General features: G+C 42.0%; 16 protein-coding genes and 1 pseudogene. 7 read left to right on the top strand and 10 right to left on the bottom strand.

Annotated features, from left to right (window positions below; translation table 11 throughout):
• From BCG07_RS07830 to BCG07_RS07790, 9 genes are all read right to left on the bottom strand, one after another.
• Window positions 1-399: LysR family transcriptional regulator (locus BCG07_RS07830; RefSeq protein WP_286889679.1), on the bottom strand; the 399-nt coding region annotated here is incomplete at its 3' end.
• 330 nt (window positions 400-729) lie between these two features.
• The gene (locus tag BCG07_RS07825; protein ID WP_006794183.1) at window positions 730-1,386 is read right to left on the bottom strand and encodes a 3-oxoacid CoA-transferase subunit B; all 657 of its coding nucleotides are present in this window, start codon (window positions 1,384-1,386) and stop codon (window positions 730-732) included.
• A 14-nt stretch (window positions 1,387-1,400) separates the two neighbouring features.
• Window positions 1,401-2,099 carry a CoA transferase subunit A gene (locus BCG07_RS07820; protein ID WP_006794184.1) on the bottom strand — a complete coding sequence of 233 codons (699 nt, stop codon included), beginning with the start codon at window positions 2,097-2,099 and terminating at the stop codon, window positions 1,401-1,403.
• Window positions 2,100-2,201: 102 nt separating this feature from the next.
• Window positions 2,202-3,104 carry a hydroxymethylglutaryl-CoA lyase gene (locus tag BCG07_RS07815; RefSeq protein ID WP_286889676.1) on the bottom strand — a complete coding sequence of 301 codons (903 nt, stop codon included), beginning with the start codon at window positions 3,102-3,104 and terminating at the stop codon, window positions 2,202-2,204.
• Entirely contained in the window at window positions 3,104-5,095 is a 1,992-nt protein-coding gene (locus BCG07_RS07810; protein ID WP_286889674.1) for an acetyl/propionyl/methylcrotonyl-CoA carboxylase subunit alpha, read from the bottom strand. Before BCG07_RS07810 ends, BCG07_RS07815 begins: the two co-directional genes overlap by 1 nt.
• Before the next feature lie 8 nt (window positions 5,096-5,103).
• Entirely contained in the window at window positions 5,104-5,874 is a 771-nt protein-coding gene (locus BCG07_RS07805) for an enoyl-CoA hydratase/isomerase family protein (RefSeq protein WP_286889672.1), read from the bottom strand.
• Between the two features lie 13 nt (window positions 5,875-5,887).
• Window positions 5,888-7,495 (bottom strand): carboxyl transferase domain-containing protein, encoded by a 1,608-nt coding sequence (locus BCG07_RS07800; protein ID WP_286889671.1) that lies wholly within the window; start codon window positions 7,493-7,495, stop codon window positions 5,888-5,890.
• 10 nt (window positions 7,496-7,505) lie between these two features.
• Entirely contained in the window at window positions 7,506-8,681 is a 1,176-nt protein-coding gene (locus tag BCG07_RS07795) for an isovaleryl-CoA dehydrogenase (protein ID WP_286889669.1), read from the bottom strand.
• 54 nt (window positions 8,682-8,735) lie between these two features.
• Window positions 8,736-9,170 (bottom strand): MerR family transcriptional regulator, encoded by a 435-nt coding sequence (locus BCG07_RS07790; protein WP_006794190.1) that lies wholly within the window; start codon window positions 9,168-9,170, stop codon window positions 8,736-8,738.
• A 330-nt stretch (window positions 9,171-9,500) separates the two neighbouring features.
• Between BCG07_RS07790 and BCG07_RS07785 the strand changes: the two genes are divergently transcribed.
• From BCG07_RS07785 to BCG07_RS07755, 7 genes are all read left to right on the top strand, one after another.
• Entirely contained in the window at window positions 9,501-10,682 is a 1,182-nt protein-coding gene (locus BCG07_RS07785) for a thiolase family protein (RefSeq protein WP_286889666.1), read from the top strand.
• A gap of 91 nt (window positions 10,683-10,773) precedes the next feature.
• Window positions 10,774-12,264 carry a CoA-acylating methylmalonate-semialdehyde dehydrogenase gene (locus BCG07_RS07780; protein WP_286889664.1) on the top strand — a complete coding sequence of 497 codons (1,491 nt, stop codon included), beginning with the start codon at window positions 10,774-10,776 and terminating at the stop codon, window positions 12,262-12,264.
• 132 nt (window positions 12,265-12,396) lie between these two features.
• Window positions 12,397-13,554 (top strand): acyl-CoA dehydrogenase family protein, encoded by a 1,158-nt coding sequence (locus BCG07_RS07775; protein ID WP_277054413.1) that lies wholly within the window; start codon window positions 12,397-12,399, stop codon window positions 13,552-13,554.
• 10 nt (window positions 13,555-13,564) lie between these two features.
• Entirely contained in the window at window positions 13,565-14,350 is a 786-nt protein-coding gene (locus BCG07_RS07770) for an enoyl-CoA hydratase (protein WP_039036938.1), read from the top strand.
• Window positions 14,350-15,501: an enoyl-CoA hydratase/isomerase family protein gene (locus BCG07_RS07765; protein WP_277054414.1), complete on the top strand. Its 1,152-nt coding sequence runs from the start codon at window positions 14,350-14,352 to the stop codon at window positions 15,499-15,501. Before BCG07_RS07770 ends, BCG07_RS07765 begins: the two co-directional genes overlap by 1 nt.
• 10 nt (window positions 15,502-15,511) lie before the next feature.
• A complete protein-coding gene (gene mmsB / locus BCG07_RS07760) occupies window positions 15,512-16,411 on the top strand; it encodes a 3-hydroxyisobutyrate dehydrogenase (protein ID WP_277054415.1) in 900 nt (299 codons plus the stop codon).
• A 9-nt stretch (window positions 16,412-16,420) separates the two neighbouring features.
• The gene (locus BCG07_RS07755; RefSeq protein WP_277054416.1) at window positions 16,421-17,191 is read left to right on the top strand and encodes an SDR family oxidoreductase; all 771 of its coding nucleotides are present in this window, start codon (window positions 16,421-16,423) and stop codon (window positions 17,189-17,191) included.
• 276 nt (window positions 17,192-17,467) lie between these two features.
• Here the strand turns inward: BCG07_RS07755 and BCG07_RS07750 are convergent.
• Window positions 17,468-18,213 (bottom strand): annotated as a pseudogene (locus tag BCG07_RS07750) (integron integrase); the annotation flags it as partial.

The raw sequence follows: 18,213 nt of genomic DNA, 5'->3' as shown, positions 1-18,213 counted from the left end.
AAGTTCTTTACGTGTTTTAAGCGTGTCCATTTGCAAATTAATATTAGGATGCTGAGTGGTCCATTCGCTTAATTTTGGCATCAGCAATTCACTGGCAAAAAACTCGGGTAAAGTAATCGTGATATTTGTGTTTTGTTGTAATTGACTAAACTCATTAATGGTACCTTCTAACATTGTAATGATAGGGGAGATCGCATCAAAAAAGTTTTTTCCAGCCGTAGTTAGGCTAATCGAACGTGTTTTACGATGAAACAGCTCTATACCAAGTTGTTCTTCTAGTTGTTTTATTTGGTGGCTTACCGCCGACGGTGTTAAGTACAGCTCATTGGCTGCATGCTTAAAACTTAGGCTTCTTGCTGCAAAGCAAAAAGAACGAAGACCACGAATAGGAGTTTGCATGTTTTCCAGTGTTTAAATGTTTAGATTACCTGTACAGGCAAATATCGATCCAAATGTTATTATTCAATACTATCAATAACTTAATTTTATTGATAGGGCAGCTTCACAATTTTGGTGCATCATAACAACAAATTAGTGCAATAGCTCTAGCTAAATAACAAAGTATTTATGCATCTATTATAGATAATAATTTATTAAGCGTGTATTAATTAACCATAAAAATAGCATTGTAGGCAAAAAAAATCCCTCTTGCGAGGGATTTTGGGTAACTCAGCGCCATTGGCACTGGGAATGAGGTCGGTACAGGGTAAAGTTAACTATATAATAATCTTATAAAACCATTTCTGGTACTTCACCGTCAACAAGTAATTTACCTGCTGTTTTGCTAATAATTTCATCTACAGATACACCAGGTGCACGCTCTATTAAATGAAATGCGCCGTCTTTAACTTCTAAAACGGCTAAATCTGTTACTATTTTCTTTACGCAATTTACACCGGTAAGCGGTAAACTACATGCTTCAAGAAGCTTAGATTCACCGTGCTTACTGGCATGGGTCATTGTAACAATTATATTTTTTGCGCCAGCAACTAAGTCCATTGCGCCGCCCATGCCTTTAATAAGCTTTTTGGGGATCATCCATGACGCGATGTTACCGTTCTGGTCAACTTCAAAAGCACCAAGAACTGTTAAGTCTACATGACCACCCCGTATCATGGCAAAACTATCTGCACTATTAAATATGGCAGCACCTGTGGCTGCTGTCACGGTTTCTTTACCCGCGTTAATCATATCAGCATCAAGCTCAGCTTTAGTTGGGTATTGCCCCATACCTAATAGGCCATTTTCTGACTGTAGCATAACTTCAATATCATCAGGTACATAGTTTGCGACGAGTGTCGGAATTCCTATGCCCAAATTAACGTAGTAACCATCTTGTAGTTCTTGCGCAACGCGCATTGCAACTTGTTCACGTGATAATGCCATTACTTTGCTCCTGCTTAATCTCGTGTTGTTACACGTTCAATGCGTTTTTCAAAGTTACCTTTAATCACGCGATTTACATAAATGCCAGGGGTGTGGATTTGGCTTGGTTCAAGTTCACCCGGCTCGACGATTTCTTCCACTTCTGCCACAGTAATTTTACCTGCTGTTGCAGCCATTGGGTTAAAGTTCATTGCTGTGTGTCTAAATACCAGGTTTCCATACCGGTCAGCCTTCCACGCTTTCACAATGGCAAATTCACCCGTGATAGACTCTTCTAAAATGTAAGGGCGACCATCAAATTCTTTTACATCTTTACCCTCTGCAACGGGCGTACCGTAACCTGTAGCGGTATAAAATGCGGGAATACCGGCACCACCAGCGCGCATTTTTTCAGCAAGTGTTCCTTGTGGCGTAAGCTCAACATCTATTTCGCCATTTAATAATTGCTGCTCAAATAGGGCGTTTTCTCCAACATACGAGGCAATTACTTTTTTTATTTGTTTATCTTGCAATAAAATACCTAAACCAAAATCATCAACACCACAGTTGTTAGATACAACGGTTAATTCTTTTGTGTTCATCTTTTTAATTTGCTTTATTAAACCTTCAGGTATTCCACATAAACCAAAACCACCGGCAATAATGGTATCACCGTCTTTCAACCCTTCCATTGCAGCTTCGTAGCTTGAAACCACCTTATCAAAACCGGCCATGAGTCTCTCCTCATTGTGTGCTAAATTTTGTTAACTATTTACCTTCGTTTTACACTTACTTAAGTAATATATAGGCTAAAAAGTAGTTAACACGTAAGTGTGTCATTGTTGTTTTTTGTGCAGTGCTACAGAAACTTTACTTACTGGCGTTTTGTTAAGCGCATCAGTAATGGCCCAACCTGCATCAACAAGCCTTTGTAAATCAATTCCATGGTTTATGCCAAGGCCATCAAGTAAGTAAACGACATCTTCAGTGGCAACATTTCCTGACGCGCCTTTAGCATAAGGGCACCCACCAAGGCCGGCAACTGCTGCGTCAACCGTTGATATTCCTAGGCTTAGCGCTGCGTAAATATTTGTGAGCGCTTGCCCGTATGTATCATGAAAATGCACTGCAAGTCGGTTGCTGTCTATGTGCATTAAAAGTAATTCTATGAGTTGAGTTACTTTTTTTGCAGTACCTACGCCAATTGTGTCTCCAAGGCTTACTTCGTAACAGCCTAAATCTAATAGCTTTTGTGTTACATCAAGCACAGCCTTAGCGTCTATGTCTCCTTCGTAAGGACAGCCAAGTACACAACTTACGTAACCACGAACACGGATATTATGCTCTTTTGCAAAGTTCATAACTTCACTGAAGCGTGTGATACTTTCGTCAATTGAGCAGTTGATGTTTTTTTTACAGAACGACTCGCTAGCGGCTGTAAAAATTGCAAACTCTTTAATACCAGCGTCATGGGCCGCGTGCGCACCTTTCAAGTTTGGTGTCAGCGCACTTAAGTTAATATTTGGTAATTTAAGTGCGTTAATCACATCTGCCGAGTCTGCCATTTGTGGCACCCATTTAGGGGATACAAACGCACCTGCTTCTATATCTTTTAAACCGGCTTGTACAAGGGCATTAATCAGTGAAATTTTATCCTGAGTATTTACCAAACTCTCGTTTTGTAGGCCGTCACGCGCACCCACCTCAACAATACGAACCGAATCAGGAAAGGCACTCATTAGGCACCTTCCTGTTGTGTGGTATCTTCAACAATGGCGAGTAGGGCACCGTGAGATACCAATTCACCTTCACCAAAACAATAGCTTTGTAAAATGCCATCGTGTGGCGCATTGAGGGTGTATTCCATTTTCATAGCTTCAATGATCACAACAGGATCGCCTTTGCTAATCGTACTGCCAACCTCAACCAAATGTTTAACCACGGTGCCATTGAGTGGTGCTGCTAGTGGCAATGCATCACTTTCATGTGAACTTATGTAATGTTTATTAATGAGTTCAAGCTTAGTTTGAAGTGCTTTATTCATAACCGTAATGGCGTCATTATAATGTGAGACATGCGCAATATGCTTATTGCCATCAATAAATACAGTACAAACGCCTTTAATGACTCTCCCTTGAAGATTAAATACCGTGTTGTTATGGGTAATGTTGAACCCTTCAGGTGTTTTGATTGCACTCAGCTGTAAATCTTTAAAGGGCACTTTAATGATGCGTGGAGAATTTAAGTTAAATCCGCTAAGTTGCTGCCATGGGCTACCATTATGTTGCTGAGCTTGCTCATTATTCAAAGAGCATAAGTACGCAAATGCACCTATGAGTTCACTAGATTGTAAAAGCGCACTATCAACAGTAACTAAAGAGTCGCCTTGCTCTGCAATAAAGTGTGTACTTGGTGCGCCCTGGTTAAAGGTAGGGTGATGAGCTAAGTTACTTAAAAAGCCAATGTTGGTACTAAAACCCGCTAAATGAAATTCCCCAAGTGCTTGGCGTAAACGCCCTAATGCTTGCTCGCGGTTATCATCATGTACTATAAGCTTTGCAATCATTGGGTCGTAATAAGGGCTGATTTCATCGCCTTGTGCAATGCCGGTATCTATTCGTACAAACTCACTATTAAGCGGAGTATTTAACGATTCAATTACACCTGAACAAGGAATAAAGTCGTTGCTTGGATCCTCAGCGTAAATTCGCGCTTCAAAGCTGTGGCCTTGTAGTTGTATGTCAGATTGCGTTAAAGGCAAAGTGTGCCCAGCTGCTATATTGATTTGCAAATTCACTAAATCTACACCGGTTACCATTTCGGTTACTGGGTGTTCTACTTGTAGGCGTGTGTTCATTTCCATAAAGAAAAACTCATCACCACACAGTAAAAACTCAACAGTACCTGCACCGCGGTAATTTATAGCCAAAGCACAGCGTACTGCGGCTTCGCCCATTTCTTTTCGTAATGTGTGACTTAAACCCGGAGCTGGCGCTTCTTCAATTACTTTTTGATGACGACGTTGTAAAGAGCAGTCTCTATCACCTAAATAAACACAGTTACCGTGATTATCTGCAAACACCTGTACTTCAACATGGCGAGGCTGGTTAACATATCGCTCTAGCAGTACTAAGTCATTACCAAAGCCTGCTATAGCTTCACGCTGTGCGCCTTCGAGAGCACTCATGAAATCTTTAGCTTGCTCAACAACGCGCATACCTTTACCACCGCCCCCAAAAGCCGCTTTGATCAGAACTGGATAGCCAATTTTTTCAGCCTCAGATTGTAAAAATGCAGGGTCTTGATTATCACCATAATAGCCAGGCACTAACGGTACATTTGCTTCAGCCATTATTTCTTTAGCGCGGGTTTTAGATCCCATGGCTTCTATGCTGCTTGCAAGTGGGCCAATAAACGCAATGTTGTTAGCCTCACAGGCTTTAGCGAACTCGCTGTTTTCAGATAAAAAACCATACCCAGGGTGAATACAATCTGCACCACTATTTTTTGCTACTTGTAAAATTTTATCGGTTACAAGGTAAGAGTCTTTACTGGGCGCAGGCCCAATATGGTAAGCTTCATCAGCCATTTTTACATGTTGTGCGTGTTTGTCGGCGTCAGAATAAACGGCTACAGTCGTTAACCCCATTTGCTTTGCACTGCGCATAATACGGCACGCAATTTCACCTCGGTTGGCAATGAGTATCTTTTTTAAAGTGTGTGTGTTCATAATTAATCCTACAGTTGCCAAGCGGGTGGTCGTTTATCAAAAAAAGCACTAAGCCCTTCTTGGCCTTCATCAGATACGCGAATCTTTGCAATCCGTTCGGCCGTAAGCTCAATAAGCTGTTCACTAATAGGCTTGTTTGCCACATCATTAATTAAAGCTTTAGCGGCTTTGACTGCAACAGGGCTGTTATTAATCAGTGTTTGTAGCATGTTATCAAGCGCACAGTCTAAATTGCCGGTCACCTGATGAACTAATCCAAGTTGTTTGGCTGTGTGGGCATCAAACACCTCGGCAGTTAAAAAATATCTACGAGCAGCGCGCTCACCTATGGCTTTAATTACATACGGGCTAATTACCGCAGGAATAAGCCCAAGCTTCACCTCACTTAAGCAAAACTGAGCATCATCTTTACACAGTGCAATATCGCAACAGGCAATTAAGCCTAACGCACCACCAAATGCAGCGCCTTGAACAGCACACACGGTTGGGTGAGGGCTGGTGGCTAAAACCTGCATTAGTTCTGCAAGTTGCATAGAGTCGGCAAGATTATCGGCGTAATTGTTATCAGCCATGGATTTCATCCAGGCTAAGTCTGCTCCGGCTGAAAAGTGTTTGCCTTCTGTTTTTAACACGAGCGCTTTTATATCAAGCGTATTTGCATGTTCAATGCATTGAATTAATTCGTGAATTACTTCGCTATTAAATGCGTTTCTTTTTTCAGGGCGGCTTAAAACAAGTACAGCCACATTAGATTTTGTTATTTGTAGTGTTACTGACATTTTTGCGCTCCGGTTACATTCTAAATACGCCAAATTGAGAATCTTGCTGTGGTGCATTTTTAGCTGCACTTAAGGCAAGGCCTAATACGTTACGGGTATCGGCAGGGTCAATAATGCCGTCGTCCCACAAACGCGCACTGGCATAGTATGGGTGGCCTTGCTCTTCGTATTGCTCAATGATTGGCTTTTTAAATTCGCTAATTTGCTCATCGGTCATGCTTTGGCCTTTTCGCGCCAAGCCGTCTTGCTTAACTTGGGCCATTACCCCTGCAGCTTGCTCGCCGCCCATTACCGAAATACGGGCATTAGGCCACATCCACATCATGGTGGGTTCAAATGCGCGGCCACACATACCGTAATTACCAGCGCCATAAGAGCCGCCAATAAGTACCGTAAATTTAGGTACATCGGCACACGAAACCGCCATCACCATTTTTGCGCCGTGTTTAGCAATGCCTTCGGCTTCGTATTTTTTACCTACCATAAAGCCGGTAATATTTTGTAAAAAAACCAGTGGAATATTGCGTTGTGCACACAGTTGAATAAAGTGTGCGCCTTTTTGAGCAGACTCGCTGAATAAAATGCCGTTATTAGCCACTATGCCAACAGGGTTACCGTAAATGCTTGCAAAACCGGTTACCAACGTTTCTCCAAAGTAGCGTTTAAATTCATCAAACGATGAATCATCAACTGTTCGGGCAATGACTTCTCGTACGTCAAATGGCTTTTTAAGGTCGATACCCACTATGCCGTAAAGTTCGCTTATATCGTACCGAGGCGCTTTTATATCTTTTAATAACGGTGCAGTAGGGCGTGTGTAATTAATGCGTTCAATACATTGGCGCGCAATAGACAGTGCATGCTCGTCGTTTTCAGCAAAATGATCAGCCACCCCTGATGTTTTACAATGAACATCAGCACCACCAAGCTCTTCAGCCGTTACTTCTTCACCTGTTGCCGCTTTTACAAGCGGCGGGCCTGCTAAAAATATGGTGCCTTGTTCTTTTACTATTATGCTTTCATCTGCCATAGCCGGTACATAAGCACCACCAGCAGTACATAACCCCATGACCACAGCAATTTGAGGAATACCTTTACCTGACATGCGAGCTTGATTGTAAAAAATACGGCCAAAATGTAATTTATCGGGAAATACATCATCTTGCTCAGGTAGGTTAGCACCGCCAGAATCAACCAAATAAATACACGGTAAATGGCATCGCTCTGCAATGTCTTGTGCTCGCAAATGTTTTTTAACAGTAAGCGGAAAGTAGGTGCCGCCTTTAACCGTGGCATCGTTTGCAATGATCATGCATTCAATACCTTTTACACGGCCAATACCAGCTACGACACCTGCGCACGGGATAGCTTGCTCATAGACGCCAAATGCAGCGAATTGAGAAATTTCTAAAAATGGTGAGCCTTCGTCAATTAGCGTACTAATACGATCGCGTACAAATAATTTACCGCGACCTTCGTGACGCTCTTTTAAAGCAGTACCACCACCTAAGCTTATCGTGGCAACTTTATCGCGTAAATCATCCACTAGCGCCGACATGTTTTTATGATTTTGCACAAAAGTAGGATCGTGTGGATTAACGCTCGATTTTAAAATCGTCATAATCTAATCCTCAGCGGCTTTCAGTGAAAAGTTCGCGACCAATTAGCATGCGGCGAATTTCAGACGTGCCGGCGCCAATTTCGTATAGTTTAGCGTCACGTAGTAATCGACCCGTTGCGTATTCGTTTATGTAGCCGTTTCCACCTAATATTTGAATCGCATCCAGTGCCATTTTGGTTGCCAATTCGGCGGCATATAAAATGGCGCCAGCAGCATCTTTACGTGTGGTTTCACCGCGGTCACAGGCTTTAGCTACCGTGTAAACGTATGAGCGGGCAGCGTTCATTTGTGTGTACATGTCGGCAACCTTGCCTTGAATAAGCTGAAATTGCCCAATTGGGGTATCAAATTGCTTACGCTCATGAATGTAAGGCACAACAATATCCATACATGCTTGCATAATACCAAGGGGGCCTGCCGCCAATACAACACGCTCGTAATCTAGGCCACTCATAAGAACTTTTACGCCTTCGTTTAAGTTACCTAAAATGTTTTCTTCAGGCACTTCACAGTTTTCAAATACTAACTCACAGGTGTTTGATCCGCGCATACCAAGTTTGTCGAGCTTTTGTGCGGTTGAAAAACCAGGGAACGTCTTCTCTACTATAAATGCAGTGATCCCTTTAGCACCGGCGTTTAAATCTGTTTTAGCGTAAATAACCAGTGTGTCTGCATCCGGGCCATTCGTGATCCACATTTTATTGCCGTTCAAAATGTACTTATAGCCTTTTTTCTCAGCTTTAAGTTTCATCGATACCACGTCAGAGCCCGCATTAGGCTCACTCATAGCAAGCGCACCAATGTGTTCACCGCTGATAAGTTTTGGTAGGTATTTTTCTTTTTGTGCTTGTGAACCATTACGGTTGATTTGATTAACACACAGGTTTGAATGCGCACCGTAGCTCAAGCCAATAGACGCACTTGCGCGGCTAATTTCTTCCATTGCTATAACATGCTCTAAATAGCCTAAGCCCGCACCACCAAACTCTTCAGGAACGGTCATGCCTAACACGCCCATTTCGCCCATTTGCGGCCAAAGTTGATTTGGAAATGTATTGTCAATGTCGGTTTGTTCAGCTAGTGGCGCAATTTCTTGGCTTGAAAAACTATTTACATGGTCGCGGATCATATCGGCGGTTTCGCCAAGACCAAAGTTCATCTCTTTATAAAGTGAAATAGTGCTCATGATTCATTCCTGTGTGAGTGTGTGTTATCAGTGTGTTTTTATTTTAAAAATAAACTACTCGTCTATTTTATTCAGTGTGTCTCTACAGCGTCGTTCCGCAGTAACCAGTTCCATTAGGACAACTTTAATATCGTCCATTTGCTGCGAAAGGTCGGCTTTTTTCTCTGAAATCAGATCTAGCATAGTGACTAGTTGTTTAGCGCTTGATTTATCAGCGTCATACAGTTCAAACAAACGACCCGTTTCGGCAAGCGTAAAGCCTAGGCGTTTACCCCGTAAAATCAGCTTTAAGCGCACTTTGTCGCGCTTTGAGTAAATACGTGTTTGCCCATTACGCTCAGGTGATAAAAGCCCTTGGTCTTCATAAAAGCGTATAGAGCGAGTTGTAATGTCAAACTCTTTAGCTAAATCGCTAATGCTGAAAGTTTGTTCATTACTGGTCGGTATAGTGGCGGAACTTGCAAAGTTTGTTTGATTATCTGGTTTCATAATTGTAATTACCTCATTCGAATAACTCCAATATAAGTGAAGTTTACGTAAAGGTAAAGAACTGGCTGTTGTGAAATAAATATAAGCGAAGTGGTTTGCAGTATTTGTAATTTAAATTATTTAATTACAATGACTTAATTTTAACTTAGATTGTAAGAGCCAAAGGTGGCAAAGAAACCTTACAGATAAGAAAGTATAATTTTAACGGTTTTTAGTTGACGTTAGCGTAAACGTTAGTATTGTGTATGGTTATTAAATAATAATTTAAAACACAATTAATAGAGTAAATATTCTAACAACTATTTACCCTTAAATACAATGGAGTTAGCTATGTCTTTAGAATCAGTGGTAATTGTAGCAGCAAAACGTACGCCTATGGGTGGCTTTATGGGCGGGCTAAGCGATGCTCAGTCTACTGAATTAGGTGCAACGGCTATTAAAAGTGCATTAGCGCAAACTGGTTTAAACACCGATGCAATTGACGAAGTAATTATGGGCTGTGTACTCCCTGCTGGTTTAGGTCAAGCGCCAGCTCGTCAAGCTATGTTAAAAGCAGGGCTAGCTTTAAGCACGGGTGCTACCACCATTAATAAAGTATGTGGTTCAGGTTTAAAAGCCGCCATGCTTGCTAACGATTTAATTAAAGCAGGCTCTATAGAAACAGCGATTGCTGGTGGTATGGAAAGTATGACCAACGCCCCTTACTTTATTCCAAAAGCGCGTGGCGGAATGCGAATGGGCCATGGCGAAATCAAAGATCACATGATGAGTGATGGCCTTGAAGATGCATACGACAATAAAGCTATGGGTTGTTTTGCACAAGATACCGCCGACGAATATGGCATTGGCCGTGAGCAAATGGATAATTTTGCACTTGGCTCATTAAGCAAAGCGAATGCCGCAATTGCAAACGGCAGCTTTGAAAACGAAATAGCACCGCACACAATTCAAACACGAAAAGGCGATGTAACGGTATCGGTTGATGAGCAACCAGGTAATGCACGCCCAGAAAAAATCCCAAGTTTACGTGCAGCCTTTAAAAAAGACGGCACTATAACAGCTGCTAACTCATCATCTATTTCGGATGGTGGCGCAGCCCTCGTTTTAATGACTGAGTCAAAAGCAAAAGCACACGGTTTAACACCCCTTTGTAAAATTGTAGCGCACAGCACACATTCTCAAAAACCGAGCGAATTTACGGTAGCACCAGTAGGTGCAATGAATAATGTGCTCGAAAAAGCCGGTTGGACAACAACTGATGTAGACCTTTGGGAAATTAACGAAGCTTTTGCCATGGTAACAATGCTTGCAATAAACGAGCTTAAGCTTGATGAAAGCAAAGTAAATGTTAACGGTGGGGCATGTGCACTTGGCCACCCAATTGGTGCCAGTGGCGCACGTATTTTGGTTACGCTTATTCACGCTCTTAAAAACCGAGGCCTTAAAAAAGGCGTTGCTTCTTTATGTATTGGTGGCGGTGAAGCCGTTGCAATGGCAGTAGAAGCTTACTAAGTACCAATCACATTAAAAATACGCAGCAACATAACAATAATAAAGCTGCGTTATTTTTAAAACTAACACACTAATACAATAGGATTTAACCATGCACCAAGTTCCACTATTAATAGATGGCGAATTTATTCAATCGGCTTCAAAAGAATTAATCGATGTTATAAACCCAGCAAACCAAGAAGTATTAGCTCAGGTTCCTTGTAGCACCGATGCAGAAATGGATGCGGCAATTGCTTCAGCCTCTGAAACATTTAAAACATGGAAAGATGTGCCAATTACTGAGCGTGCGCGCATTATGATGAAATATGCGGCGCTTTTAAAAGAACACCATGATGAATTAGCCACTATTATTTGCCACGAACTAGGTAAAACCTTTGAAGATGCTAAAGGTGATGTATGGCGAGGTATTGAAGTTGTAGAACAAGCAGCTAATGCACCTTCGCTGATGATGGGCGAAACAATGGAGAATGTAGCGCGCAAAATCGATACCTATTCTTACATGCAGCCATTGGGTGTGTGTGCAGGTATTACGCCGTTTAACTTTCCGGCAATGATCCCACTTTGGATGTTTCCGCTAGCTATTGTATGTGGTAACACCTTTATCTTAAAACCCTCTGAGCAAGACCCACTCACACCAATGCGTTTAGCTGAGCTATTTATTGAAGCAGGTGCACCTAAAGGCGTTCTGCAAATTGTACATGGTACAAAACCGCAGGTAGACCGGTTATTAGAAGATAAAGCCGTTCGTGCTATTTCGTTTGTAGGCTCGTGTGGTGTAGGTGCCTATATTTATTCAAAAGGCACACAAAACCTTAAGCGTGTTCAAGCCTGTGTAGGTGCAAAAAACCATATGGTAATTATGCCAGATGCGAGTAAATCGCATGTTGTAAATAACCTTGTTGGTGCATCTGTTGGTGCCGCAGGGCAGCGTTGTATGGGTATTTCGGTAGCTGTATTTGTTGGTCAAGCAAGTGAATGGGTAGATGAAATAAAAGCAGGCTTTGAAAAAGTACGCCCAGGTTTATGGGATGACAAAGACGCAGCCTACGGCCCACAAACGTCAAAAGCAGCAAAAGAGCGAATTTTATCGCTTATTGCAAGCGGTAAAAAACAAGGCGCGACCTGTTTAATAGATGGTTCTGACTTTAGTGTAGAAGGTTACGAGCAAGGTAACTGGGTTGGCCCAACTTTATTTACCGACGTTACAAAAGAAATGGACTTATATAGAGAAGAGATTTTTGGTCCTGTTTTGGCTTGTATGTTTGTAGACACATTAGAAGAAGCTATCGCCTTAATTAACGAAAGCCCTTACGGTAATGGCACCTCGCTATTTACTTCAAGCGGTGCAGTTGCACGTAAATTCCAACACGAAATAGAAGTAGGCCAAGTAGGTATTAATGTTCCTATCCCTGTGCCACTGCCGTTCTTCTCATTTACGGGGTGGAAAGGCTCTTTTTATGGCGATACTCATACGTATGGTAAGCAAGGTATTCGTTTTTACACCGAAACCAAAACCATTACCTCACGTTGGTTTGAAGACGATATAGCGTCAGGCCCAAATATGAGCATTAACTTAAAATAATTAATAAACACACAAAAAATAATAACAAAGACGGGCGCGAAGGTTTTTCACACACATAAATATGCCTTCGCCGCTCTTCACTCACAATCCCAATACGGGAAAACCGACAACACACAACTAAAGAGGTCTATCATGGACTTTAACTTATCAGAAGACCAACAAGCCTTTGCACAAACTGCTCGCCAATTTGCCGAGTCAGAGCTTGCACCTCACGCGGCTAAATGGGATCGCGAACATATTTTTCCTAAAGATACGATAAAAGCAGCCGGTGAGTTAGGCTTTTGTGGTTTATACACACCAGAGGAAGCGGGTGGCCTTGGTTTATCACGTTTAGATTCAAGCATTATTTTTGAACAACTTGCGCTAGGGTGTACGGCAACCACTGCCATGCTCACTATTCATAATATGGCTACCTGGATGGTTGCAAGTTTTGGAACAGACGCAATAAAAGATCAATATGTAGACCAATTAGTTATGGGTGAGTTATTAGCATCATACTGCTTAACCGAGCCAGGTTCTGGTTCAGATGCAGCTTCACTTAAAACAAAAGCAGTACGCGATGGCGACGAATACGTTATTAACGGTTCTAAAATGTTTATATCGGGTGCAGGAGAAACCGAAGTGCTAGTGGTCATGGCGCGTACTGGTGGCGAAGGCGCTGCGGGTATTTCTGCGTTTGTTGTACCGGCCGATGCAAAAGGCGTTGAATACGGTAAAGCAGAAGAAAAAATGGGGTGGAATGCACAGCCTACACGACTAATAAGCTTTGAGGACGTTCGTATTCCTGCACATAACTTACTTGGAGCAGAAGGCGAAGGTTTTAAGTTTGCAATGCAAGGGCTAGATGGTGGGCGTATTAATATTGCCACCTGTTCAATTGGTACCGCACAAGCGGCCTTAAATACAGCACGTGAATACCTCAAAGAGCGCTCACAATTTGGTAAACCGCTGGCTGCTTTTCAAGCGTTACAATTTAAAATTGCTGATATGAACACAGAGCTTGTAGCGGCGCGCCAAATGGTAAGGCTTGCGGCATTTAAACTTGATACTGCCGACAGCGAAAAAACCACTTATTGTGCTATGGCCAAACGCTTTGCAACCGATGTTGGTTTTACAGTGTGTAATGAAGCACTTCAAATACATGGTGGTTATGGTTACATAAAAGAATACCCACTAGAACGCCATGTACGTGACGTGCGCGTTCATCAAATACTTGAAGGCACAAACGAAATAATGCGTGTGATTATTGCGCGTCGAATTTTAGCTGAATCAGCAAGCGAAATATTATAAGGAGCACGGTATGTCTGAATCAAAACCAAGCATTGAGTTAACAACCGAAGGCCATGTTGCTATTTTAACAATGTCTAACCCGCCAGCGAATACCTGGACAAAAGACACCTTAATTGATTTAAAAAATAAAGTTAACGCGCTTAATAACAATAAAAACATTTATGCCTTAGTGCTAACGGGTGAAGGCGATAAGTTTTTTAGCGCAGGCGCCGACCTTAATGTATTTGCAAGTGGTGACAAAGGTATTGCTGCAGACATGTCGCGTGTATTTGGCGAAGCGTTTGAAGCATTAACTAATTTTAGAGGCGTGTCGGTTGCTGCTATTAATGGCTATGCGATGGGCGGCGGTTTAGAGGTTGCATTAGCGTGTGATATACGCATTGCTGAACAACAAGCGCAAATGGCACTCCCTGAGGCAAAAGTCGGTTTATTACCGTGTGCAGGTGGCACGCAAAATTTAGCATGGTTAGTGGGCGAAGGCTGGGCTAAACGCATGATTTTGTGCGGCGAGCGCTTAAAAGCTGATAAAGCACTGCACATTGGATTAGTCGAAGAGGTTGTTGGCCAAGGTGAGAGTTTTGCTGCTGCGCTTAATCTTGCAAACCAAGTAAGCGAGCAAAGCCCTAGCTCGGTTGCGGCATGTAAAACATTGATTCAAAAAGGGCGCCACCAACCCATGGCGAGCGTTTTACCATTAGAGCGCGAACTATTTGTTGGTTTATTTGATACTGATGATCAAAAAGAAGGCGTAAATGCCTTTTTAGAAAAGCGCAAAGCAAAATGGGTAAATGGCTAATGAGTGATTTAACCTTATTAAATAAAGCGGATGATTCAGTACTTTTTGAGACGGCAACCGCAGCCAACGGCCGTTTAATTGGGCTTATTACACTAAACGCACCTAAGTCGTTAAATGCGCTTAATTTTAACATGATCAAATTGCTTACTCCTCAACTAAAGGCATGGGCAAACGACGATGCCATCGCAATGGTTATTTTAAAAGGGGCAGGAGAAAAAGCGTTTTGTGCTGGTGGCGATGTAGTAAGCCTTCATCATGCAATGGCACAAGGTGAACCAACAAGCTTAGTTGAAGAGTTTTTTACCCAAGAATATAAGCTCGATTACCTTATACATACCTACGTTAAACCTATTCTTGTTTGGGGAAACGGGATTGTAATGGGAGGCGGTTTAGGGCTAATGGCTGGCGCAAGCCACCGTGTTGTTACCGAAACCTCACGTATTGCAATGCCAGAACAAACAATAGGTTTATACCCCGATGTAGGCGGCAGCTATTTTTTGCATAAAATGCCCAAAAGTGTTGGCTTGTTTTTAGGGTTAACGTCAGCGTCTATTAATTGCGACGATGCCTGTTTTGTATCACTTGCTGATCACTTTATTGACAGCGGTAAATACAACGACATGCTAAACACTATTTTAGCTACAAGCTGGAGTAAGAGTGCAAGCGAAAACCACACGGTGCTAACTAATTTACTAAATGAGTTAAACGCGCAGTCTGACGATATGCCAATAGGAAACGTTAGCGCTAATTTAAAAACAATTCAAACACTAGGTAGTTTTGGCTCATTGCAAGAGCAAGTAGATTACTTATTAAATTTAAACACTGATGATAAGTGGTTGCAACGTGCGCAAAAATCGTTAAAACATGGGTGCCCACTCAGCTGTGCATTGGTCAGTGAGCAGCTTAAAGCAAGTGAAGGTAAAACCCTTTTAGACTGCTTTAAAATGGAACTAGGCATGTCGGTAAGAGCCGGTGAAGTAGGTGAGTTCCAAGAAGGCGTTAGAGCACTGTTAATCGATAAAGACGGCGCTCCCAATTGGCAATACCCAACACTCCATGATGTGCCAAGTAGCGTAGTTAATAGCTTTTTTGATAATCGTTACGGCACTCGTCACCCACTTGATGACCTAGACACGGCAACACAAAAATAAAGGAAAGACGATGACTAAACTTAATATTGGTTTTATCGGATTAGGAAACATGGGCGGCCCTATGGCGGCAAATTTAGTAAAAGCGGGGCACACAGTCACTGTTTTTGATTTAAACCAGTCGGTAGTAAATGAGCTTGCTAGCCAGGGGGCTAAAGCGGGCGCTGATGCAGCGCAATGTGCCACCAATGCCGACGTTCTGATCAGCATGTTACCTGCAGGCAAGCATGTTAAATCGTTATACTTAGGTAATAACGATAACAATGGACTAATTGAGGTTTTAAGCAAAAATACCTTAGTGATTGACTGCTCTACAATTGATGCCGAATCGGCACGCGTTGTAGGAAATGCACTTGACGAGCAAGGTATACGGTTTGTTGATGCACCGGTTTCAGGTGGTGTAGCCGGGGCAACAGCAGGAACGCTTACGTTTATCGTAGGTGGTGAACAAACCGCATTCGAAAAAGCAAATACCGTATTAGTAGATATGGGTAAAAACATATTTCATGCTGGCGATATTGGTGCAGGTCAAGTTGCAAAAATATGCAACAACATGCTGCTTAGCATATTAATGGCAGGCACAAGTGAAGCCATTCAAATGGGTATTAATAACGGGTTAGATCCAAAAGTGCTGAGCGATATTATGACTGCAAGCTCAGGTCGAAATTGGACATTAGAGTTATATAATCCGTGTCCAGATGTAATGGAAACAGCACCGGCTAGCAATAATTATAAGCCAGGTTTTATGGTTGACTTAATGGCAAAAGATTTAGGTCTTGCCATGGAAGCGGCTCAGCAAAGTAATTCATCAACGCCAATGGGTTCAATGGCAAAAAACTTGTACACTATGCTTCAGCATCAAGGTGCAGGCAGTGATGACTTTAGCGCCATATTTAAATTGTTTTCGAAGTAGGAGTAAACCGTGGAAATTAAAAATAATACGGTAGTAATCACAGGTGGGGCGCAAGGTTTAGGTTTCGCTATGGCGCAAAAGTTTGCAGCTATGGGCGCAAATATTGCACTTATTGACATGGCACAAGATTTATTAAACAACGCATGCGAGCAATTAAACCAGCTTGAAGGCGTAAAAGGTATAATTAAAGGCTACGCTGCTAATGTGACGGTGGAAAGTGAAGTAGAAAACGTATTTAGTACCATTAACAATGATTTTGGCCATATTGGTGTGCTTATTAACAACGCTGGTATTTTGCGTGACGGCATGTTCATAAAAGCTAAAGACGGAAAAGTGGTTAAAAAAATGTCGCTAGAGCAATTTCAATCAGTGATTGATGTTAATCTTACAGGCGTATTTTTAGCAGGGCGCGAAGCTGCAAGCCACATGATAGAATCAGGCAAAGGCGGCGTAATAGTAAATATGTCGAGCGTAGCGCGCGCGGGTAACATAGGCCAAACAAACTATGCTGCCTCAAAAGCGGGTGTTGTGGCACTTACCACTACATGGGCTAAAGAACTTGGCCGTTTTGGTATACGCGTAGGCGCTATTGCACCAGGTGTAATTAGCACCGCCATGACCGACGCCATGAAGCCAGAAGCCAAACAACGTATGCTTGCGGTAACACCCGTAGGGCGCTTAGGTGAAAGCGACGAAATTGCCCATACCGCACAGTACATAATCGAAAACGACTTTTTCACCGGTCGCGTGGTTGAAATAGACGGCGGTATTCGTTTGTAAATTAAGTTTTTTACGTTTGAATTTAAAAAGCATGGCGCTTATAGGCTGTGCTTTTTTGTTTTAAATCGGGGAGATTTATAATCTTGAAAAAGGGCTAACAACCCCGTTGGCACCTTGTTGCAGTAAATGAGTAGGATACTCGCTGTATTAAAACGTTAATCATTTTAGCGCTCTAAATAACTCATTAACTGCGTTAAAAACTTCTTATGTAGATAAACTATATAACTAAGTTTTTGCCTTGTTACTGAGCTATTTATCTGTCGCTATAATTGCTCACTAATTCAATAGAGCGGGTATTATTTGTGTTGTACGCACATCGTTGTGACCTAGTTGTGTTTGTACTGTACGAATATCAGCGCCGCTTTGCAGTAGATGCGTAGCAAATGAGTGTCGCAAAGTATGTGGGGTAACGTGTTTATTAATATGTGCTTTTGTTGAAGACAGTTTAACAGCCTTTCTTACCCCTGAATGATCTAAGTGGTGACGTCTTATTTCTCCTGTTTCAGGGTCCGTACTTAATTTATGTGATGGGAACAGAAACTGCCATTGTAAAGACTTATTAGCGCTTAGGTATTTTTACTAAGTCGATGAGGCATCCATACACCGGCGTACGGATCATTTTTTTAATCTAACTGTAAATATTCATCAACTTGAATTATTTGATTTATTAGCATTGGTATTAATTCTTCAGCAAGTGTCACAATACGATTTTTATTATCCTTGCCGTTCCAAATGCGTATATTTTTATAGTCGAAATCAATATCATGAACTCTTATATTTACTGCTTCCATCAGCCGTAAACCACTTCCATAGAGCAGGCTTGCTATCAAATAATGTCGTTTATTTATATTTCTAAAAAATAGCGATACCTCAGTCTGTGTAAGTACGACAGGCAGTTTCTGTTGGCGGTTACTTTTAACGAAATTTAAATCTAATGAAAGCTCATTCTTAATAATATGTTTATATAAAAAAGCAAGTGCATTTAAAGCGGTTGCTTGTGTTCTCGCTGCCACTTTTTTAGT

This window comes from Pseudoalteromonas sp. ESRF-bin5, assembly GCF_002632075.1.
Lineage (GTDB): Bacteria > Pseudomonadota > Gammaproteobacteria > Enterobacterales > Alteromonadaceae > Pseudoalteromonas > Pseudoalteromonas marina.
The sequence above is the reverse complement of the archived record's forward strand: the minus strand, read 5'-3'. Positions and strand labels throughout refer to the sequence as shown.